Annotated in this window: 18 protein-coding genes and 1 other RNA gene; 8 read left to right on the top strand and 11 right to left on the bottom strand. The window is 60.0% G+C overall.

Translation table 11 applies throughout. The annotated features are described in order from the left end of the window. Positions 1–121 precede the first annotated feature (121 nt). Together ilvN and GGD50_RS10175 are read right to left on the bottom strand one after the other, a co-directional pair. Positions 122–694: an acetolactate synthase small subunit gene (ilvN, locus tag GGD50_RS10180; RefSeq protein WP_107108410.1), complete on the bottom strand. Its 573-nt coding sequence runs from the start codon at positions 692–694 to the stop codon at positions 122–124. A 117-nt stretch (positions 695–811) separates the two neighbouring features. Continuing rightward, on the bottom strand, positions 812–2,605 hold the full coding sequence (locus GGD50_RS10175) for an acetolactate synthase 3 large subunit (protein ID WP_107108411.1): 1,794 nt from the start codon (positions 2,603–2,605) through the stop codon (positions 812–814). Positions 2,606–2,932: 327 nt separating this feature from the next. Here GGD50_RS10175 and GGD50_RS10170 point away from each other — a divergent pair, with 327 nt between their 5' ends. Further along, a complete protein-coding gene (locus GGD50_RS10170; protein WP_107108412.1) occupies positions 2,933–4,981 on the top strand; it encodes an ATP-binding protein in 2,049 nt (682 codons plus the stop codon). 6 nt (positions 4,982–4,987) lie between these two features. Here the strand turns inward: GGD50_RS10170 and miaA are convergent, their stop codons facing one another. Continuing rightward, positions 4,988–5,884, bottom strand: a complete 897-nt coding sequence (gene miaA, locus GGD50_RS10165; protein ID WP_107108561.1) for a tRNA (adenosine(37)-N6)-dimethylallyltransferase MiaA — start codon at positions 5,882–5,884, stop codon at positions 4,988–4,990. Here miaA and serB point away from each other — a divergent pair. From serB to GGD50_RS10150, 3 genes are read left to right on the top strand one after another with little or no spacing between them, the layout of a single operon-like run. Next, positions 5,883–6,773 (top strand): phosphoserine phosphatase SerB, encoded by an 891-nt coding sequence (gene serB / locus GGD50_RS10160; protein ID WP_107108413.1) that lies wholly within the window; start codon positions 5,883–5,885, stop codon positions 6,771–6,773. The genes miaA and serB overlap by 2 nt on opposite strands. Positions 6,774–6,803: 30 nt before the next feature. Continuing rightward, the gene (locus GGD50_RS10155) at positions 6,804–7,367 is read left to right on the top strand and encodes a GNAT family N-acetyltransferase (protein ID WP_107108414.1); all 564 of its coding nucleotides are present in this window, start codon (positions 6,804–6,806) and stop codon (positions 7,365–7,367) included. Then, complete coding sequence (locus GGD50_RS10150; protein WP_107108415.1) at positions 7,364–7,942, top strand: GNAT family N-acetyltransferase; 579 nt, start codon at positions 7,364–7,366, stop codon at positions 7,940–7,942. Before GGD50_RS10155 ends, GGD50_RS10150 begins: the two co-directional genes overlap by 4 nt. Positions 7,943–7,948: 6 nt before the next feature. On the opposite strand, the gene GGD50_RS10145 is transcribed toward GGD50_RS10150, so the two are convergent. From GGD50_RS10145 to GGD50_RS10125, 5 genes are all read right to left on the bottom strand, one after another. Beyond that, positions 7,949–9,901, bottom strand: a complete 1,953-nt coding sequence (locus GGD50_RS10145; RefSeq protein ID WP_107108416.1) for a Do family serine endopeptidase — start codon at positions 9,899–9,901, stop codon at positions 7,949–7,951. Positions 9,902–10,097: 196 nt separating this feature from the next. Beyond that, the gene (gene hflC, locus GGD50_RS10140; RefSeq protein WP_107108418.1) at positions 10,098–11,033 is read right to left on the bottom strand and encodes a protease modulator HflC; all 936 of its coding nucleotides are present in this window, start codon (positions 11,031–11,033) and stop codon (positions 10,098–10,100) included. Then, positions 11,033–12,157: an FtsH protease activity modulator HflK gene (gene hflK, locus GGD50_RS10135; protein WP_107108419.1), complete on the bottom strand. Its 1,125-nt coding sequence runs from the start codon at positions 12,155–12,157 to the stop codon at positions 11,033–11,035. The genes hflC and hflK overlap by 1 nt, the downstream gene beginning before the upstream one ends. 161 nt (positions 12,158–12,318) lie before the next feature. Next, complete coding sequence (locus tag GGD50_RS10130) at positions 12,319–12,837, bottom strand: dihydrofolate reductase (RefSeq protein ID WP_107108420.1); 519 nt, start codon at positions 12,835–12,837, stop codon at positions 12,319–12,321. A 14-nt stretch (positions 12,838–12,851) separates the two neighbouring features. Continuing rightward, on the bottom strand, positions 12,852–13,646 hold the full coding sequence (locus GGD50_RS10125) for a thymidylate synthase (RefSeq protein WP_107108562.1): 795 nt from the start codon (positions 13,644–13,646) through the stop codon (positions 12,852–12,854). A gap of 147 nt (positions 13,647–13,793) precedes the next feature. Between GGD50_RS10125 and ssrA the strand changes: the two genes are divergently transcribed. The 4 genes from ssrA (at position 13,794) to GGD50_RS10105 (ending at position 15,362) form a co-directional block, all read left to right on the top strand. After that, positions 13,794–14,165: a transfer-messenger RNA gene (gene ssrA / locus GGD50_RS10120) on the top strand. A gap of 120 nt (positions 14,166–14,285) precedes the next feature. After that, positions 14,286–14,792: an SspB family protein gene (locus GGD50_RS10115; protein ID WP_107108421.1), complete on the top strand. Its 507-nt coding sequence runs from the start codon at positions 14,286–14,288 to the stop codon at positions 14,790–14,792. Positions 14,793–14,844: 52 nt separating this feature from the next. Next, positions 14,845–15,039: a DUF4169 family protein gene (locus GGD50_RS10110; RefSeq protein ID WP_107108422.1), complete on the top strand. Its 195-nt coding sequence runs from the start codon at positions 14,845–14,847 to the stop codon at positions 15,037–15,039. 110 nt (positions 15,040–15,149) lie between these two features. Next, on the top strand, positions 15,150–15,362 hold the full coding sequence (locus GGD50_RS10105; RefSeq protein ID WP_107108563.1) for a ribbon-helix-helix domain-containing protein: 213 nt from the start codon (positions 15,150–15,152) through the stop codon (positions 15,360–15,362). A 108-nt stretch (positions 15,363–15,470) separates the two neighbouring features. Here GGD50_RS10105 and GGD50_RS10100 read toward each other — a convergent pair whose 3' ends face one another. The 3 genes from GGD50_RS10100 to GGD50_RS10090 form a co-directional block, all read right to left on the bottom strand. Continuing rightward, a complete protein-coding gene (locus GGD50_RS10100) occupies positions 15,471–19,178 on the bottom strand; it encodes an AsmA family protein (RefSeq protein ID WP_107108423.1) in 3,708 nt (1,235 codons plus the stop codon). Positions 19,179–19,430: 252 nt separating this feature from the next. Next, positions 19,431–20,843, bottom strand: a complete 1,413-nt coding sequence (locus tag GGD50_RS10095; RefSeq protein ID WP_107108424.1) for an FAD-binding oxidoreductase — start codon at positions 20,841–20,843, stop codon at positions 19,431–19,433. Positions 20,844–20,986: 143 nt separating this feature from the next. Continuing rightward, a complete protein-coding gene (locus GGD50_RS10090) occupies positions 20,987–21,766 on the bottom strand; it encodes a hypothetical protein (protein ID WP_107108425.1) in 780 nt (259 codons plus the stop codon). Positions 21,767–21,922 lie beyond the last annotated feature (156 nt).

Genomic DNA, 21,922 nt, shown 5'->3' with positions numbered 1-21,922 from the left:
TCAGGCGGACTCTCCGCGGCAGAAAACGTCACCGACATGACCTCATTGATGACGCAACCTATCCGCCCCGAGCGCCGCGCAAGCTACGCGACGCTGATAGACCGGTGAACGGCAGGCTTCCTTACATTCCCTGGGAGCCGCGGTTCATGGCGGCAATGCCGGTGCGGCAAACTTCGATCAGGCCGAGCGGCTTGATAATGGCGATGAACTGATCGATCTTCGATGACTTGCCGGTGATCTCGAGAATGAAATGCTCGACCGTCGCATCCACCACTTTGGCATGGAAGGCATCGGCCAGCCGCAGCGTTTCGGCGCGGGTCTCGCCGCTTCCGACAACCTTCAGCAGCGCCACTTCGCGCTCGATCGGCCGCTCCTGGCCGAGTTCGCGGGCGCGCACCGTCAGGTCGACGACGCGATGAACCGGCACGATGCGTTCAAGCTGCGCCTTGATCTGTTCCAGCACCTGCGGCGTGCCGCGCGTGACGATGGTAATGCGCGACAGATGGGCCTGATGCTCGGTCTCCGAAACGGTCAGGCTTTCGATGTTATAGCCGCGACCGGAGAAGAGGCCGATGACGCGGGCGAGAACGCCGGGCTCGTTGTCGACCAGCACCGAAAGCGTATGGCTCTCGGCCGCCGCGGTTTCCGGCGAAATGAAATAGGCGGAGCCCGTGGGTTGAAGGTGTGCGGTCATTGTCCTTGTTCCGTTTCCTCGGTTCTTATGGTCAGGATGCCAGCGCGATCCTGACTGAATGGTGATTGGTCCAGCGGCCGGGGGACACGGCAAACCTACCGTGTCCCGGCTTTCCGATCAAACGAGCTGCCGACCCTTGGCGTCGATGGCGTTGGCGACGACTTCGTCGGTCGCTTCATCCGGCAGCAGCATCTCGTTATGTGCCTTGCCCGACGGAATCATCGGGAAGCAGTTGGCGAGATTGGCAACGCGGCAATCGAAAATGACCGGCTTCTTGACGTCGATCATTTCCTGGATCGCCGCGTCGAGATCGCCGGGCTTTTCACAGCGCAGGCCGACGGCACCATAGGCTTCAGCGAGCTTCACGAAATCGGGCATGGCCTCGGTGTAGGAGTGCGACAGGCGGTTGCCGTGCAGCAACTGCTGCCATTGGCGCACCATGCCCATATATTGGTTGTTCAAGATAAAGATCTTGATCGGCGCATTGTGCTGGATCGCCGCCGACATTTCCTGAATGCACATCTGGATCGAGGCATCGCCGGCAATGTCGATGACGAGGCTTTCCGGATGGGCGATCTGTACGCCGAGAGCGGCCGGCAGGCCGTAACCCATGGTGCCGAGGCCGCCCGATGTCATCCAGCGGTTCGGTTGCTCGAAGCCGTAAAACTGCGCCGCCCACATCTGATGCTGACCGACTTCCGTGGTGATGTAGGTATCGCGGTCCTTGGTCAGCGCGTAGAGACGCTGGATCGCATATTGCGGCATGATGACATCGTCATGCGGCTTGTAGGCGAAGGAATTGCGCGCACGCCAATGTGTGATATTCGTCCACCAATCGTTAAGACGATCCGCCGCCGGCTTGTGAGGCAGCGCCCGCCACAGGCGAACCATATCTTCCAGAACATTGCCGACATCGCCGAGGATGCCGATATCGACGTGAACGTTCTTGTTGATCGAGGACGGATCGATGTCGATGTGGATTTTCTTCGAATTCGGCGAAAAGGCATTCAGGCGGCCGGTAATGCGGTCGTCGAAGCGCGCGCCGATGCAGACCATCACGTCGCAATCATGCATCGCCATATTGGCTTCGTAAGAACCATGCATGCCGAGCATGCCGAGCCAGCTTTTACCGGATGCCGGATAGGCGCCGAGGCCCATCAGCGTCGAGGTGATCGGGAAGCCCGTCAGCTCGACCAGCTCACGCAGCAGTTTCGAAGCCTCCGGACCGGAGTTTACGACGCCGCCACCGGAATAGATGATCGGCCGCTTCGCATTTGCCATCAGTTCGATAGCCTGCTTGATCCGGTTGAGATCGCCCTGAACCTTCGGCTGATAGCTCTTCTGGACATCATGCGCTTCCGGCGGCGTATAGGTGCCGGTGGCGAACTGAACATCCTTCGGAATGTCGACGACGACGGGACCCGGACGGCCGGACTGGGCAATGCGGAACGCTTCGTGGATGACCGCAGCGAGCTTGTTGACATCCTTGACCAGCCAATTGTGCTTGGTGCAGGGCCGCGTGATGCCGACCGTATCGCATTCCTGGAAGGCGTCAGAACCGATCAGGGACGTGGGAACCTGGCCGCTCAGGCAAACCAGCGGGATCGAATCCATCAGTGCGTCCTGCAGCGGCGTGACGGCATTCGTCGCGCCCGGACCCGAAGTGACCAGCATGACGCCGACCTTACCGGTCGAGCGGGCATAGCCTTCCGCTGCGTGGCCTGCGCCCTGCTCGTGGCGCACGAGGATGTGCTGGATATCGTCCTGCTGAAAAATTTCGTCGTAGATCGGCAGAACAGCGCCGCCCGGATAACCGAATACGTGCTTGACGCCGTTGTCCCTGAGCGCCTGCAGCACGATCTCCGCGCCTGTCATCTGATTGCTGCTCGCCTGATTATCTGTGCCGGTCATACGTTTGTTCCGCTATCTGCTGAGGTTTGGAAAAATGAAAACTCGATTTCGGGCATAAAAAAAGGCTCCTTCGGGAGCCTGCTGTCTAGCGCATGGGTGGCTATCGCCGGATGGTTACACCATCCTGCCCATGCGCTGTCCCACCACGATAAGAACCGTCAAGTTTTTCATGGGCGGAAGTGATAGACAGAAAATTTCTAAGCGTCAACGCATTCCGCAATAAAAAATCGCGGCCTTTCCCAATCCTCTTAAAATCTGGGGGAGCGCGAAAGGGTTTTGTTAAGCCACCCTCCCTATGCTTCACGGCTTAACGCTGGGAGTAACCGTTTGCTCAACAATGATTTGCAGACGTCCGGCAAGGCTGGGGACCTTGATCGTCGCGATAGTATGAAGCCAGGGAATCGCTTCCTCGGCCGTGTTGTCGCGTGCAGTGGTTCCAGGGCGACCATCGCTGCGATCGCCGAAGATGGCGGCACCGATCTGACCGAGCTTTGGTCCGTCGGCAAACTGATCTCGATCAGCGTAGGTGCCAATCGTGTCGCTGCCCTCGTCTACGCCATGAACACCGGCAATACAGGCTGGGGCGAAGGACAAGACAATCTTTTCCGCATCGAAGTGGAATTGCTGGGCGAAGTCCGCGTCGGGCCAAGCGGCCGCGAGGAATTTTCCAGTGGCATCTCCGCCTATCCCTATCTCGGCGCTGTTGCTCACCGCATCCGCGCCAGCGATCTCATGCGCATTTTCGATGCCGGTAAGGACAGCAGTTGTGTCATCGGCAAGCTGACGCAGGATGAGAGCATCGACGCCGCCATCCATATTCCTTCGATGCTGGCCAAGCATTTCGCCGTGGTCGGCTCCACTGGTGTCGGCAAATCGACCGCCGTCTCGTTGCTGCTGCATAAGGCGATCACTTCCGATCCCAAACTGCGCGTGCTGATCCTTGATCCGCATAATGAATTCGCCGCCGCCTTTCCCAAGCATTCCGTCGTCGTCGATACCGATACGCTCGACCTGCCCTTCTGGCTGATGCGGCTCGATGAATTCGCCGAGGTCGTTTTCCGCGGCCGGCCGCCGATCCCCGACGAACTCGACATGCTGCGCGATATTATTCCGGAGGCAAAGCGCGCCTTTCGCGGCAGCGACTCGCCGCTGATGCGCCGTCAGACGGAAAAGAGCTCGGTGACGGCAGATACGCCGGTTCCCTACCGCATGGCCGATCTGTTGGCCTTGATCGATGAGCGCATCGGCCGGCTCGAAGGCCGGCAAGAAAAGCCGCATCTGCGCTCTCTGAAGATGCGCGTCATCTCGGCGATCAACGATCCGCGTTATCATTTCATGTTCTCCAACAACACGATCAGCGACACGATCATGGAGACGATCGCGCAGATCTTTCGTATTCCTGGCGACGACAGGCCGATCTGCACCTTCCAGCTCGCAGGGATTCCATCCGAAGTCGTCAACTCCGTCGCCTCCGTCCTTTGCCGCATGGCCTTCGAGCTCGCGCTTTGGAGCGAGGGCGCGATCCATATGTTGGTCGTCTGCGAAGAGGCGCATCGCTATATCCCCGCCGACCCGAATCTCGGCTTCTTTCCGACGCGGCAGGCAATTGCCCGCATCGCCAAGGAGGGCCGCAAATACGGCGTGTCGCTCGGCATCATCACGCAGCGTCCGGGCGAACTCGACCAGACGATCCTGTCGCAGTGCTCGACGCTGTTCGCCATGCGCCTTGCAAACGACCGCGACCAGGACATCATACGTTCGGCAATCCCCAACTCTTCGATTTCGACGACGAGCTTCCTGTCTTCGATCGGCAACGGCGAAGCCATCGCCTTCGGCGAAGCCATCGCGGTCCCCATGCGCATGCGCTTTTCCCGCGTCGAAGAAAGCTTGCTGCCGAAGGCCAGTGGCAGCATCGCAAGAACGAGCGAGGAATCACCCGATACGGTCGACCTGCGCACCATCATCAGCCGCATGCGATCGATCTCCGGTCCCGATATCTCCGCCTTTCAGCAGAGCTACACAACCCTGAGCGATGCGGCGAAAGATTTCGACGAGGATATTGGCGATGACGATGCTGATCAGCCTACCCCAGCATCCGAGCCGCAGCCGGTGCGAATTGCGGCGCCGTCGATAGAGCCTTATCGGCCCGACATGCTGCCGCGCACGCCGGCGGCTTCAACTTTTGGCTCGGCTCCTCAGACATCGATCGATAGCAGACTTGCCGAGCTGCGCCGCGAGTTCCGAGGCGGCGACAATGCAAGCGGTCAGCCCGCATCGGCGAACGAGCCCCCGCAGCCTGCGCGGCGCGAAGGCGGCCTGTCCCTGCGCGACAGTATTCTGAGAAAGCCACTGAGCAGCCTCTACAACAAGGACTGATGCGGACTACGGACTAATGCGCTCCCAGCTTTCGTCCATCTGATTGCGAAACCAGGTCATCTGCCGTTTTGCATATTGCCGCGTCGCGGCGGCACCGGTCTCAAGAACCTCCTCGCGCGTCATCTCGCCTCGCAGCATCGCAGCGATCTGCGACACGCCGATCGCCTTCATGATGGGCATCTCTTCCGGCAGCTTCAACGCCAACAGAGCCCGCACTTCATCTTCGGCGCCCATGGCGAGCATCTTCTCGAAACGGCCGTTGATGCGCTGATGCAATACCGCGCGATCCGGCAGCACGACGATCTTTCGCGCACGATCGGCATCGACGATGACAGGACCGCTCTTGCCCTGAAACGTTGTGATGGATTGTCCCGTCGCCTCCATGACTTCCAGAGCGCGAACAATACGCTGGCCATCCTGGGGATTGAAGCTTGCCGCTACGGCTGGATCGCGAACAACGAGCGCCTCATGCAGCGCCTCAGGTCCCTGCGTCAACAGCCGTTCCCGTAGGCGGCTGCGAATATCGGCGGGGATATCGGGCATATTGGAAAGCCCGCCGGTCAGAGCCTTGAAATAGAGCCCGGTGCCACCGACAAAAACGGGCATCCGTTTCTCATCGCGTAATTGCGCCACCAGGGCTGTAGCCTCGCGCAGCCAGGCGCCCGTGGAATAGGCTTGCCCCGCCGGTACATGGCCATAGAGATGGTGAGGAATGCCCTGCATATCCTCCTCAGATGGCCGGGCCGTCAGCACGCGCAATGTGTCATAGACCTGCATGCTGTCGGCATTAACGACCACACCATCGTGCTCGCGGGCCAATTCCACCGCAAGCGCGGACTTGCCGCTGGCGGTCGGCCCGGTTATCAGGATCGCGTCGATATCGCTTATAAGGTTTCTGATCATGGCCTTCGTTGCCACGCTTATTGCCAATCCGTCAAACCCCGTTCTCGTCCCGGCAATCGCCGAGCAGGCGGCGGACGCCGTCCAGGCAGCGGGACTCTATTGGCTGGCCGACGGTATCGCCTGCGACATTGCGCTGCGCGACGGCACCGATCTGCAGGCGGCGGAAGCCAATATTCTCGCAGTCATCGCCGGCGCGCCGATCGATCTGGTCATCCAGGAAGCCGAGACGCGCCGAAAGAAGTTGCTGATCGCCGACATGGATTCCACCATGATCGGCCAGGAATGCATCGACGAACTGGCCGCTGAAGTCGGATTGAAGGAGAAGGTCGCAGACATCACCGCCCGCGCGATGAACGGCGAGATCGCCTTCGAGCCGGCCCTGCGAGAGCGGGTGGCCCTGCTGAAAGGTCTGCCGATCTCTGTCGTTGACGACGTCATCGCCAAACACATCACCCTCACCCCCGGCGGCGCGGAGCTGATCGCCACCATGAAAGCCAAGGGCTACTACGCCGCCCTCGTCTCCGGTGGCTTCACCCTCTTTACGAGCCGCATCGCGGCCACCCTGGATTTCGATGAGAACCACGCCAACGTCCTGCTGGAAAACAACGGCGTGCTGACCGGCCTTGTCGCCGAACCCATTCTCGGCATGCAAGCCAAGGTCGACGCGCTCAACACCATTGCCAAAAAGCTTGGTATCTCCACCGCCGACGCCATTGCCGTCGGCGATGGCGCCAATGATCTCGGCATGCTGCAACTCGCTGGCTCCGGCGTCGCCCTGCACGCTAAGCCAACGGTGGCTGCCCAGGCCAAGATGCGCATCGACCACGGCGACCTGACCGCCCTGCTCTACATTCAGGGCTACCGGAAAACTGATTTCGTCAAGGCGTAGCATCAAAACGCTGACGATTGGAGGCGATCCATGATCATTGCCGAAACTGAGCGTCTTATCATCCGCAACTGGCGCGACGGCGATCGCGATCTTGCCTTCGAGATCAACTCCGATGAGACGGTCATGGAGTTCTTTCCGTTTCGCCGCAATCGGGCGGAAGCGGATGCATTTTTGGAGCGGGTCCAATCCATGATCGCCGACACAGGGTTTGGCTTCTATGCCCTGGAACTCAAGGCAAGCGGCGAGGCGATCGGCTTTTGTGGACTGGCACAAACGAACCATCTGGAGCCGTTCGTGCCGGCGGGTACCGTCGAGATCGGCTGGCGGCTGGCTGCGCGGTATTGGGGCAAGGGGCTGGTCAGCGAAGCGGCGCGGGCACTGCTCGCCTACGGTTTCGAAACCCACGGCCTCGATCAGATCGTTTCCTTCGCAGTTCATAACAATATCCGCTCGACATCGGTCATGGAGAGGATCGGCATGCATCGGGTCGAAGGCGGGGATTTCGAGCACCCTGGCGTTTCTGATGCCTACCCTCACCTGCAGCGTCATGTGCTCTATCGCTTAACCGCAGCCGAGTGGCGCGCCCGGCAATGACGATCATCGAGACGCCGCGGCTCATCCTGCGCCCATGCCAGGAGAGTGATCGCGACCTCTTTTATGAACTGAGTTCCGATCCCGATGTCCTCGAATTCTTTCCCTTCCGCCGCAGCCGGGAAGACGCCGATGCCGTCTTCGACATCATCGGCACACTGATACCGGAAGCCGGTTTCGATCTTCTCGTACTGACATTGAAACAGAGCGGCGAGCCGATCGGCTTCTCCGGATTGTCGAAGCCAAAGCTTGAACCATTCTTACCTGAAAATGCCGTCGAGATCGGCTGGCGACTTTCAGCCCAGCACTGGCGTCAGGGCTATGCCAGCGAGGCCGGAACCGCCTTGTTGCGCTACGGTTTCGAGACGCTCAAACTCGACGAAATCGTGTCCATTGCCGTGCACAACAATCATCGCGCGTTGGCGGTGATGCAACGGATCGGCATGCATCGCGATCCGGCCGGAGATTTCGATCATCCGGATATTCCCGCCACTCATCCGCAGCTAAAGCAGCATGTGCTCTATCGCTTGAGCGCTATGGAATGGCGCCGCCAACAGGAGCAGGCCGCCCCGAATTGATGCGGCCTACTCCAGCGCCACAGCAATGAAGCGCAGATCGCCATTCGGAGAGGCGATCATCATCTGCGCATTGCGGCGACCTTCCCGCTTCAGCGATGCAACCTTTTCCGAAGCAGCGGTCGGCGTCTGCACGAATTCCTGAGCCACTTCGACGACAACTTCTCCCGGCTTCAGCCCCTTCTCCGCTGCGGCCGAACCCGGTGCAACCTCCGTGATCACCACGCCGTCGACACTGTCGGCAATGCCAAAGCTCTTGCGGTTTTCGGCGTTCAGCGTCGCGAGTTTCATGCCGAGCACCTCCTGGGTAGCCTGCGGCTGCGGCGCTTGCTGCTGCTGACCGTTGTCCTGGTCCTGCCCATCCGCTCCGTCGTCATCGCCTTCATCTCCCTCGTCGGGATTGATGACGCCGTCGTTGCCGCCGCCCTTGTCGTTGGGCGCAAGCCGGGGCGCCTTGTCGCCGCCGCCCTTATCGCCCTGATTGCTGTCGCCGCTGCTAGCTGCGGCCGCCTGGTCGCTGTCTTCGAGCCGGCCGAGCGTGACCTTCACAGTCTGCTGTTTGCCGTCGCGCATGATGACAACGTCGACTTCCTTGCCGACGGGGCTTTCAGCGACCACACGCGGCAGATCGCGCATCTCGTCAACGTCCTTGCCATCGAATTTCAGGATGACATCGCCGGCCTTGATCGAACCGTTATCGACCGGCCCGCCCTTGATGACGCCTGCCACCAGCGCGCCCTTGGCGCTTTCGAGGCCGAGGCTGTTGGCAACATCGTCGGTGACCGGCTGGATGCGCACGCCGAGCCAGCCGCGACGGGTCTCGCCGAAATCCATGAGCTGCTTGACGACACCCTCGGCCAGTTCGGAGGGCACGGCGAAGCCAATACCGATGGAGCCGCCGCTCGGCGAGATGATCGCCGTGTTGATGCCGATCACTTCGCCCTTCATGTTGAAGAGCGGGCCGCCGGAATTGCCCTTGTTGATCGCCGCATCCGTCTGGATGAAATTGTCATAGGGACCGGCATTGATATTGCGGCCACGGGCAGAGACGATACCCACAGTCACAGAGCCGCCCAGACCGAAAGGATTGCCGATCGCCATCACCCAGTCGCCGATCCGCATCTTGCCGGAATCGCCGAATTTGACCGCGATCAGCGGATGCTTCGGTTCCACCTTGAGCACGGAAAGATCGGTCTTCGTGTCGGTGCCGATCAGCCGCGCCTTCAGCTTGGTGCCGTTCGGGAAGATCGCCTCGATATCGTCGGCACCTTCGATGACGTGATTGTTGGTGACGATGTAGCCGGATGGATCGATGACGAAACCGGAACCGAGCGAGCTGACCTTGCGGTTGCTGTTTTCGTTGTTCCGGTTCTTGAAGAAGTCGTTGAAGAACTCCTGGAACGGCGAATTGTCCGGCACCTTGGGGGTCGCCGGGCCATCGCCCTCATCCTTGACCTTTTGGGAGGTCGAAATGTTGACCACCGCATCCAGCAGACCGGATGCCAGATCGGCAACCGAGGCGGGGCCGGCATTCATTGCCGGATTGCCCGTGACCGGCAACGTCGCGCTGTTAGGCGTCACGGTCGGGTTCTCGGTCGTCGTTACAGTCGAGCCGCTCAAGGGAGCCTGCGCCGGGTTGGTCGCCGTAGCCGGGGTCTGACTATTGGAGGTCGCGGGCGCCTGCGTGCCCGACGCGGTGTTGCCGGTGGTTGCGCCGGCGGAGCCCGTGGCGGGAGCCTGGCCCGTTTCTCCGGTGGGTGCCGGTGCGGTTGTCGCGGAATTGCCCGGAGCCAGTGCGCCTGCAGCAGCGCCGCTATTGGGCGTCATCGTATCGGTTGAAGGCGTCTGCGTCGTCTGCGCATACGCCCGCTCGACGCCTGCTAGGGTGGGACCGGCAATCAGCGCCACACTGGCCAAGAGCGCGAACGAACGTCTGAAAGGCAGGCGATTGGTCGAGGCCATCAGGCATCCTCATCGAGAAAGGGAAGTCTTGTATAAGCATCAACATAAGGCGGAATGATGAAGCGTGAAATCACCTTTTTGCGATATCCCCGCGCGTCCATCCGGCCTTGCGATTCATGGTAAAATTGATGCCATCCGACATAAGACAAGGGGCCGCCAGAAGGCAGCCCCTCGGATTTCAGCGAGTTGTCGCGCACTATTTCGCGGGTGACGGCGCAGCCAGCGCCGGCGCACCTGCCGCAGGAGCAGAACCGACCGAGCTGTCGAAATACTTGAAGAATTCCGACTGGTTCGGCGGCAGGACCAGCGTCTTGCCGCCCGAAGCGAGCGCCGTGCGATAGGCAGCCAACGAGCGATAGAATTCGTAGAAGCTCGGATCGCGCGAGGAGGCATCAGCGAAGATGCCGTTACGCTCGGCCTCGCCCTGACCGCGTAGGACTTCAGAATCCTTCTGTGCATCCGCCACGATCTCGACGACCTGACGATCGGCGATGGCTCGACGGCGCTGACCTTCTTCATTACCCCGGGCACGGATCAGCTCGGCTTCCGCCAGACGTTCAGCCTTCATGCGGTCGTAGGTCTGCTGCGACACTTCCTGGGTCAGGTCGGTGCGGCGGATACGAACATCTTCGATGTTCAGGCCGAGGGACTCGGCATCGCGGTGCAGGTCGTCACGCACTTCCGTCATCATCGAAGCACGCTCGTTGGACAGAGCAGCTTCGAAACCACGCAGACCGTAGACACGACGCAGCGACGCGTCGAGGCGGGTCCTGAGACGCGATTCCGCTGCATCGCGATCGCCCGACACCGTCTCGCGGAATTTTCGCGCATCGGTGATCCGGTAGACGACAAAAGCATCGACCTCATAGAACTTGCCGCCCGAAACCTGGACACGGATATTGTCCAGATCGAAACGCAGCTCCTGATCCTGGATATATTGCACCCGATCGGCATCCATGAAGGCAAAGGGCAGCTTGAAATAGAGACCCGGCTCTGTCTTCACGGCACGGATCTGGCCGAAGCGCAGAACGATCGCCTGTTCGCGGGCATTGACCACGAAAATGGAGGAATAAACGATCAGCAGCACCACCGCGAGCGCGATGAGAATGGTTGGCAAACGGCTGGACGTCATTATTTGGCCTCCGGCTGAGGTGCGGCCGCGGGCTTGGCCGACTGGGTCGTGGACTGCTTGCCGAGGTCGTTCAGCGGCAGGTAGGGCACGACGCCCTGCTTGTCGTCGATGATAATGCTGTTCGAATTGCCGATAACGGACTCCATGGTTTCGAGGAACAGCCGCTTGCGGGTCACTTCCGGCGCCTTGACGTATTCGTCGTAGATGGAGATGAAGCGCTGCGCCTCACCCTGAGCTTCTTTGACGACACGGCTCTTATAGGCAGCCGCCTCTTCACGAATCTGGGCCGCACGGCCGCGCGCCGCGCCAAGCTGCTGGTTGGCGTATTGATTGGCCTCTTGCACCTGCTGGTCTTCGTTCTGCTCGGCGCGCTGCACCTCGTCGAACGCGTCGGCCACTTCACGCGGCGGCGATGCATCTTCGATCGGCACGGCATTGATGGAAATACCCGAGCCGTAACGGTCCATCGTGTCTTGAATGATGTTTCTCACCTCGATCGCGATTTCCTGGCGGTTGTCGCGATAGATATCCTGGGCCGGACGGCGGCCGACAACCTCACGCATGGCGCTTTCCGCAACTTGCTGCAGCGTCTCGTCAGGAGTTTCGAGGTTGAAGAGATAGGCTTGCGGATTGGTGACGGTGTAGAGCACCGAGAACTGCACGTTAACGATATTCTGATCGCCCGTCAGCATCAGGCCGGCGTTCGAACCCGAGCTCGAACGGCCACCGATATTGCGCTGCTGTTCGGTAACCTTGACGATCTCAACGCGATCCATCGGCCAGAAATGGAAATGCAGGCCCGGCATGGATACTTCGGCGCGCGGCTGGCCGAAGCGCAGCTCGACGCCGCGCTCATCCGGCTGAACCGTATAGACGCACTGGATGAGCCAGAAAATGACGATGATCGCCGCGACGATGACAAAGGCGCCGCCATTGAAGCCGCCGGGAACAAGCCCCTTCAAGCGATCCTGACCACGGCGAATGATGTCTTCAAGATCGGGCGGTCCACCGCTGCCGCTTCCCCGCGGCCGGTTCGGTCCCTGCCCCCAAGGCCCCTGATTATTTCCACCGCCGCCACCGCCGCCCCACGGGCCGCCGCCGCCATTCTGATTGCTCCAGGGCATCAAAACCTCTTTGTTTATGGACTCCCAGTATCGCGCAGACTTTGAAATTCGCAGGCAGCGGCGATTGTCTCCCGTTATAGGTATCGGCGCATCTGCTTTCAACGCAACTTCAGGAAGTTCGTCGGATTTATTGGAAAATAGTTGATTTTTGTGGACAGCTTTTATGCTTTGCGCCTGAAATAGCTGACAAAGCGCGTCGGATAATTGTCCTTCTCGCCGGCCGGTACGGCAAGCTCGCTTTCAACCTGCCAGAGAGCCGGATCGACCGCCGGAAAGGATGTGTCGCCGTCCACCTCGGCCTCCACATGGGTGATCAGCAGGCGGTCGGCCAAACCAATCGCCTGTCGATAGATTTCACCACCGCCAAGGATGCAGATCTCACCGACACCCATCTCCGCAGCGAGGCGGCTCGCGACATCGATGGCCTCGCCAAGCGAATGCACCACCGTCACATCCTCCACAGCAAAGCCGGGATCGCGGCTGATCACCACGTTCGGCCGGCCGGGCAGCGGCTTGCCGATCGACTGGAACGTCTTGCGCCCCATGATGACCGGTTTACCAAGCGTCATCGCCTTGAACCGCTTAAGATCGGACGACAGCCGCCACGGCATGTCCCCGTCACGGCCGATGATGCCGTTGCGTGATACGGCAACAAGAATGGTTTTTACCGGTTCAGCCATCCTTCCCTCCCCAGTCAGACGGCAATCGGCGCCTTGATATTGGCGTCGGCCTCATAGCCTTCCAACGTGAAATCCTCGAAATTGAAATCGAAGATATTCTTCACCGCCGGATTAAGGCGCATGGTCGGCAGTTTTTTCGGGGTGCGGGTCAGTTGCAGCCTGGCTTGCTCGAAATGGTCGGAATAGATGTGCGTATCACCGAGCGTATGCACGAAGTCGCCAGGCTTCAGCCCCGTCACCTGCGCCACCATCAACGTCAGCAGCGCATAGGAGGCGATGTTGAAAGGCACGCCGAGGAAGGTGTCGCCCGAGCGCTGGTAAAGCTGGCAGGACAGCTTGCCGTCGGCGACGTAGAACTGGAAGAGGCAATGGCACGGCGGCAGCGCCATTTCGTCCACCTCGGCCGGGTTCCAGGCCGAAACAATATGGCGGCGGGAGTTCGGGTTGGTCTTCAGCCCTTCGATCAGGTTGGCGATCTGGTCGATGTGGCCTCCGTCTGGAGCCGGCCAGGAACGCCATTGATGGCCATAAACCGGTCCGAGATCGCCGTTTTCGTCGGCCCACTCATCCCAGATCGAAACGCCGTTCTCCTTGAGATAACGGATATTCGTCTCGCCCTTCAGGAACCACAGCAGCTCATAGATGATCGAGCGCAGATGCAGCTTCTTGGTGGTGAGCACCGGAAAACCCTCGGAAAGGTCAAAGCGCATCTGGTAGCCGAAGACCGAGCGCGTGCCCTTGCCGGTGCGGTCGCCACGGTCGATGCCGGTGTCTATCACATGCTTCAAGAGATCGAGATATTGCTTCATCGCACCCGCCGCCGATTCCATTTCTCTTGAATTTAATGGCAAGTCGGCGCGAAACCAACTGCGGGCCGACTTAATCCCTGCATTTCTCGTGTCTGGCGGACGTTTATCGCGGCAAACCTGTGTTTCGGCGACGCATTTATGACAAATCCCCTTCCCTTCGCCCAAGGAAAACACTATATCAGCCGTGCCGGTCTTCGGGCCGGCTATGGCGATAAATGAGCGGTGTAATAAACCTATTGGACCCGGGGGCGGTACCCGGCGCCTCCACCAAAAACCGGCCAGGCCAAATTGGCTTCAGACCGGCTTTTGATGGGGGCGAAACAGGATCGACAAGGGTGTAAAGATCGACTTTTCGCTCGGCATTGTACCACCGTTATCGGGCTAAAATTGTAGTTGCAAACGACAACTATGCGGAAGCTCGTCTCGCTGCTTAATCGCGGTGTGACACTTCAAATAAAGTCCTAAGGGGTCGCACTCTTAGGCGGGGTTCGAAGGCACCTGGCAACAGAAGCCTTCACCTTCTCCCTCTCTTCGATATTATGTATGATCAGGCTGATGACTCGCGCACGGGGGTTTCCCGTCAGCGCTGGGCGTGGCATAAGCCTTAGAAAAAACATGGCCAACGAAAGACAGGAAAGTATGGGGCAGGATCATATCCGCTACGACATTTTGGCACAGGACGCCCTGCGTGGAGTCATCCGCAAGGTGTTGACCGAGGTCGGCACCACCGGCCGTCTGCCCGGTGACCATCATTTCTTTATCACCTTTCTGACCGGCGCGGCCGGCGTGCGCATTTCGCAGCACCTGAAGTCGAAATATCCGGAGCAGATGACCATCGTCATCCAGCACCAGTTCTGGGACCTGAAGGTTACCGAGAGCCAGTTCGAGATCGGCCTCTCCTTCTCCGACGTTCCGGAAAAGCTGGTCATCCCGTTCAACGCGATCCGGGGCTTCTACGATCCATCCGTGAATTTCGAGCTGGAATTCGACGTGCCGCTCGCCGAAGACGAGGAAGTGACTTCCGGCGAGATCACCGCCTATCCGGTACCGGCCGAGGGCAGCGAGGAGCCTGCGGCCGCCAAGGACGGCGAGGAGAAGAAGCCAGGATCGGTCGTCTCCCTCGACGCGTTCCGCAAGAAGCAATAGCATCCGGGGAAGCAGGCGCTTCCCCTTTTTGCATCGACCGTGGGGGACATCGATGAGTGCCGAAATCGTCAATCTACGTCAGTTCCGCAAGAAGCAGACACGCTTCGAGAAAGAAAAGCAGGCGGAGCAAAATCGCGTTACCTTCGGCCGCACCAAGGCGGAGAAGAACCTGACCAAGGCTCTCAACGACAAAGCGGCAAAAGCGCATGAGGCCGGCCATATCGAGCCGTCCAAGACAGATGATTGAAGTGCCGAGCTGAAAGTCGAATTCCTTCCGAAATCATTCGCTTACCCCAGCATTTTGAATCATTTTTAGAATTACCTCTTCCGTTTCCGAACTTTTTGATCGATCCGCCGATGATCCGCAAACATTCCGCCACCCTGCATGGCCATCGCACCAGCTTTTCCCTTGAAGACGCCTTCTGGACCGAGCTGAAGGCGATCGCCAATGCGCGCGAAACGTCTCTTGCAGCGCTGATCTCCGAAATCGACGATGGGCGCGATCCCGAGAGCAACCTTTCTTCGGCGCTTCGGCTCTATGTTTTGAAATGGCTGAAGGATCGCCGCTGAAGCGCGTGCGTTAAACGAGGCGCTTAATCACCTCATTCTCCACTCGACAGCCTCCCCGCTCCCTACGACGAAGGCAAGCGGATTTCGTATGGTCGATGGCGACGGATGCTACCGGGCGATGCCGGGAAGATTGTTGAAGTTCAGCGGCCCACCAGTCTGCGGCACCTGTCCATTGAGAACGGGCACTTGCTGCGCTTCCGCCTTCGCGCGGGCTTCCGCATTGGCCTTCGCCTTGGCTGCATCTTCAGCCTGCTTTTCCGCGGCCGCCTGACGCGCCAGCCCCCTCAAACGCTGCTCTTCGGCGCGACGCTGCTGATCGATTGCCGCATCGCGCTGACGCTGGGCTTCGCGCGCAGTGGCAGTATATTTGTAAAGCGCCACCTCACGCCGCAACCGCTGCTTTTCCAACACGCTTGCCTGAAGCCGCTCGACACGCTGACGCTCGCGCTCGAATGCGCGCAGCGACAAGAAGCTGGTGATATCCGTCACATCCATCGTCCGCCCCGGCGTCGCCAACGGACCGGCGAAATTGAGACGCAGTGCCGGTTCGGCGCCGCTCAGCGCCTCGTTGCCGGCATTGAAATCAATGCCGAGCGAGCCGCGGATGCGTTCGTCCGCCAGGCTGATCTCGGCATTACCCGAAAGCTTCGCCAGCTCATTGCCGGTGCTGATATTGGCAGCGCGAATGACACCAGTCGAAATATTGAACGGTATGCTCATGGCCGGCAGCGCCGCCTCGCCATTGTTGAGCAATGTCTGCACGATCGGCAGCACTTTGTCGGCCGTGATATCACCCTGGATCTGGTCCGTCGCCGACAACAACGGCGGTAAGACGGAGAGATTGAGCCCGCGGACATGCGTATCGCCAAGCTTGATCTCACCCGAGCCGCTGGCGTTGGCGGCCAGTTCCCCCAGGCTCTTGCCGCTGGCTTCCATGCTCAGCCCCAAGCCAAAGCGGCCATTGGCAAGCGGCGCGCCATCGCGTTGCCAGGCGACGGCGGCAAGGTCGGCGTTGGTCAGGTTGAGCTTCGTCTGCATCAGCCCCGTACCGTCGGAATTCGCAAACATCAAATTGCCGCCAAGCGTGCCGCCGTTCCAGGCACCGGCAATGTCGTTCAGCCGCAGCTCCTCGCCCTTATAGGCGGCATTCGTGCTGAAACCCGAGATCGGGCCGAAGATACCCGGCCACAACTGCTTGGCCGAAAGCTTGACGTTGAGATCAAGCCCGCTGAACATCGGCAGCCCAAGCTTGGCTTTGGTGAGGTTGCCTGTCGTCGCATCCGTGATCGGCCCATAGATCGCCTCGCCGAGCCAGCCAAGATCGGCCTTGTCGAGCGTCAGCTCGCCGGTCGCCTTGATATTCGGTGCCTTGCGGTCGAAGGTGAGCGCGCCCGAAACATTGTTGTCGGCAAGCTGGCCCTTCATATCGGAAAAAACGACCTTGTCGGCATCGAGCGCAGCGTTTGCCTGGAATTTGACCGGCAAGCCCGTGCCCATTTGCGGTATGCCGATGCCGTTCATGACGAAATAGGGATCGATATCCGCACTCTCGAGCGATAGCGCGATCTTGCCGTTAAGGAAGGTGGCTGGACGCACGTCGACCTTGCCATTCGCGGTAAACGACGTCTTGTCGGTGGCAAAGGTCAGCGCCGCATCCGCCGGATCGGCGCCGTTTGCCGTCACCTTCAGCGTCAGGCGGCCATTGGCATCGGCTTCGACGGGCAACGGATCGAGGCCCGCCTGTCCGAACAGAATCGAGGTCACGGAATTCTCGAGCGTCGCCTCCAGCGTCGTCGTCCCTTTTCCGGTCAGCGCCAACAGGTCGGACATGCGGTAGTCGAGATTGACGCGGCTGCCGTTGGAGACGCCGGCAAGCGTTACCGCCAGTCCATCGGCCTGGTCCCCGCCAAGCGTCAGCGCGCCGCGAAGGGCCGTATTCCCATACCAGGCAGCGTTTCGCACAAGCCGGTCCATCGCCGGATGATGCGGCAGATGCTGGCTCAGCATATCGAAGAAGGGACCGGGATCGGCCGCCTTGAAGGTGATTTCGCCAGAACCCTTGTAGTCCAGTAGCGAACCGTTGGCACGGCCGGTTGCGGTAATCTCGGCCCCGGCGACATTGCGCACGGCAAGCTTGTCGAGCGTCAGCGCGCCATCGGCGATCGAAAACGACGTCTCGACATTATCGGCCTGCACGCCGAAAGCCGCAAATTGATCCGCTTTCAGATGCGCCGTAATCCGGTGATCGAGCAATGTTTCGCCGGCATCCTGGCCGGTAAACAGGCTTGTGAGTGCCCTTAGCGCATCGAGATCAAGCGCATCGCCACTAAGATCGACGGCGAGCCTCGGCGCTTGATTATCGGTCGGCGCCTGCCGGTCGAGCTGGCCCTTAAGCGTTGCAGAGCCGACGGCGATTTCAAGATTTTCGAAACGCTGCTCCTCGTGGCGCAGGCTGACATCGGCGGAAAAACCGGCCTGACGCAACTGCCGGATCGCCGGATCGACCGAACCCACCAGCCAGGATGCCAGGCCGGATGGCTGGTTGGAAGCGACGACGATATTGCCGCTGAAATTTGGATCGCCCTGCAGCATCAAATTGCCCCTGGCCTCGACCTGGGTGCGACCCGGCAGCATGCCGATCGCATGATCGATCTTCCAGCCGGTTCCGGCCGGCTCCAGGTCAAGCTGCACGTCGCGGATGGTCGTGTCGCCGGCAACAATTGCCGGCAGGCGGAAAGTCGCCTTGCCAGGCACCTGCGGCACAGGGATTTCGGCGGCAATGGCAATCAGGCTGTTCAATCGCTGGCGCGCCGAAATGGTGGGATTGCGGTTGGTCTTGCCGTTGGTGCCTTGAGTATTGCCGAGGCGGTTGACATCGATCTGCTGGCCGTCGGCCGTCAGCAGGAACTCCGGCTTGGTGCCGGTGTCCAGCGTCGCCTCCCCGGTCACCACATAGGGATCGTCCGCCGCCCCCACCTCGAGGCGATATTCCGGAATCCGTATGCGCTCATTGGTAAGCTCGAAGCGACCCTTGACGCGAGGCTGAACCTGCTCGTCGGCGGGCTTATGTGTCTGCTTGTCCTCAATCCCCGCCGTGAACATGCCGATATAGTCCGGCTTGCTGCGGACCAGCTTCAACTCGCCGTCGAGATCGACGTTGATGGGATGGCGGTCCGGCAGCAATCTGGTGCGGACGCGCAAGACGCCGTAATCGTCAGGCTGGCTGCTGGAGATGCTGAAATTGCCATGCTCGCCGTCGAGCGCCGCATCGCCATCGATTCGCCAGGGGCCTGCTAGCGACCGGGCGGACATTTGCGCGTTGAGGCCGGTAATGTGCCGGGTGCGGCCGGATTGCTCATCGATGAACTGGATATCGCCACCATCGACATGCACGCCTTCGAGCACCACCGACTTGGCGGGGATTTCCGGCTGGCTGCCACGCATCCAGTCGAGCGTCCCATCCTTCAGCAGTCGCAGACGCACTTTCGGCTCGGAAATGCGCATATCGAAAATCAGAGCTTCGCCGGAGAGAAATGGCGCCAGCTCGGCATCCATGGAGAATTGGGCGATCTGCACCAGCGGTGTTCCGTCGGCTTCCTGGCCGACGCGGACATCATGCAATGTCACGGAAGGAAAAGGCAGAAGGCGAGCGTCGACGGTGCCATGAACGGTCACCTTCTTGCCGATGATCCGACTCGCCTGATCCTCGAAATTCTTGCGAAAATCGGTCCAGTCTATGAAGAGCGGAGCAAGCAGCGCCACGAACAGCACTACTACGAGCACTCCCCCCAGAAAAACCAGGACCCTACCTAACAATGCACACCGTCTCCATTCAGCATTCCAATTACGATATCAAGGCGCCACATAGCGAGGCGGACACGCAAAAGACATTCCAGATCTTCAGCCTAAGCCTGCTTCCTTATCCGAAAACTGCTTCGCAATTTTTGGACCATGCTGCAAATCTAGGGCATCTTCACCGCTTTCCATGACGCCATATGAAAACGGGATGGTCTAGCCTAACGCCATTCACGCCGGGGGCAAGCCAAGATCTTGGCAATATTCCATTTTTCAATGAACATGGAATATCTTGCCGGGGTTGAAAATCGCGTCGGGATCGAGCGCCTGTTTGACCTGGCGCATCAGATCGACGGCGCCGCCAAGCTCCTGCTCGAGAAACGACATCTTGCCCTGCCCGACCCCATGCTCGCCGGTGCAGGTGCCCTCCATCGCAAGCGCCCGTGCGTTCAGGCGCGCAACGAAGGCCTCGACGACAGCGATACCTTCCGGCGTCTTGTCATCGAAGAGCACCAGGACGTGGAAATTGCCATCGCCGGCATGACCGACGATCGGCGCCAGCAACCCATGCTCCTCGATATCAGCCTGAGTTGCCGCCACGCATTCGGCAAGTTTCGAGATCGGCACGCAGACATCCGTCGACAATGCCGCCAGTTCCGGCGCCAGAGCCCGCGACGCCCAATAGGCGTCATGACGCGCTTTCCATAGCTTGTTGCGCTCTTCGAGATTGCTGGTCCAGGCGAATTCACCGCCACCGCATTCGGCTGCGATCTCGGCGAATTGCGCTGACTGCAGCGCGACCGTCTCGTCCGTACCGTGAAACTCCAGGAACAAGGTCGGCTGCTCGTCATAGGTCAAGCCGGAATAACGATTGCAGGCCCGCATCTGGACAGCGTCCAGGAGTTCGATGCGAGCGACAGGAACGCCCATCTGGATGGTCATGATGACCGCATCGCATGCTGCCTTCACGCTCGGAAAGGCGCAGGCACCGCCGGCGATCTTCTGCGGAATGCCTTGCAGGCGCAACGTCACCGAGGTCAGGACCCCCAGCGTTCCCTCGGCACCGACGAAGAGTCTGGTCAGGTCATAGCCGGCGGAGGATTTTCTGGCGCGGCGGGCGGTGCGGATCTCCTCGCCATTGGCGGTGACCGCGGTTACGGCAAGCACATTGTCCTTCATTGTCCCGTAGCGCACCGCATTCGTGCCCGAGGCACGCGTCGAGGCCATGCCGCCGATCGAGGCATTGGCGCCGGGATCGATCGGGAAAAACAGGCCGGTATCGCGCAGATAATTGTTGAGCTGCTCGCGGGTCACGCCAGGCTCGACCGTGCAATCGAGATCTTCGGCATTCACTTCAAGCACACGATTCATCCGGCTGAAATCGATCGAAATTCCGCCCTGCGGCGCGTTCACCTGCCCCTCCAGCGAAGACCCCGTGCCGAAGGCGATCACCGGCACCTTGTGTGCGGCGCAAGCCTTGACGACCGCTTGCACATCCTCACTCGTCTCAGCGAAAACCACGGCGTCGGGTAGCTGGGCCGGGATATAGGTGGTCGTGTGGGCATGCTGGGCTCGAAAGCTCTCGCCGGTCTGGAAACGCTCGCCGAAGGCCTGCTTCAGGATGCCGAGCACGGCAGCAATGCCCGCCTCGTTGCGTATCCCCGCCTTCGCATCAGCCAGAGCCATCTTTCCGATCTCCCTTCGCAAGTCCTAAAGGGATGTTAACCCTTTTCGCGGTTCTATGGGACATCAGGGCGGCGCTGTCCAGTCACGAAAACAACCCGCGTTTCCGCAAAGCGGCTATATCAGCGACGTCAAATCGATCCGCTTCAATTGCTCCCAGCGAGCGGCCGCATCTGTAGATCGAAACTCGACTTCACCACATTGTTGGAAACGATCGCGAGCGTGCTTTTTCCCTGCTGGCAGAGGTCGCTCGCAAGACGATATTCGTAGCCGTTGTTGAGAAACGAAAACTGTCCGGCCATCACGCCGGCCTTGCAGAGATCGGCACCTCCCGCCGGCGCTGCAGCCAAGGGCGCATAGTGGCCGCCGATCTGGATGGCGTTCGATGTCTTCTTGTCGACGCCGATATAGTTCAGGTCGCAAGAAGTCGTGATGCCCGCAACACTGCTCGCGCCGTCTGCATTGCAGGCGCTGTAGATATAGACGTAGTTTTTGTCCGATTCGAACGCGACGCCATTGTTGAACTTCACGTCGCTGGCCTTGCCGTTGAGCTGCGACGGAGTGCCGTCCTGGGATATGCTGAGATTGCCGCCATTGTATTTGAACGCATAGCCGGAAACATGGCTCGGCGAACCGTCCGCCTCATGGCCGTTGACCTCATTGCCGCTATAGATATCCGCCTTGTCGTGCTTATCGTTGAGCACCACCAGCTTCACATCCTTGCAGTCATAATCGCCCCCACAGCGGTCGACGATAAAGGCTTCATGTCCTTCGACTTGCAGGGAAAAGGCGGGACTGCTTGCAAGAAGAGCGGCTGACGATGCAGCGACGGCGAGCGCATGGCGCGGCCTAAAACCAGCACGAAAATTCGCCAGTGCGATACCGGCCTCGCGACCCCTGCCCGCCATCATGCCCATCAAAGCCATCGCATCGATCTCCCTCGCCTGCATGGGTTGTATGGGGCAACAGCCGGCCTGTCCAGCGAGGGATATCGAAGGAAACGAAATACGGCCAGGCGTTGTCATCGATAGGCGATGGCAGATTAGGCGAAGTGTAAGATCTGCAATTTTTTTGAGCATAAT

Origin of the sequence: Martinezella paranaensis, assembly GCF_014200235.1 — a bacterium.
GTDB lineage: Bacteria > Pseudomonadota > Alphaproteobacteria > Rhizobiales > Rhizobiaceae > Rhizobium > Rhizobium paranaense.
Note: the sequence above shows the minus strand (reverse complement) of the source record. Positions and strands in the feature narration are given on the sequence as shown.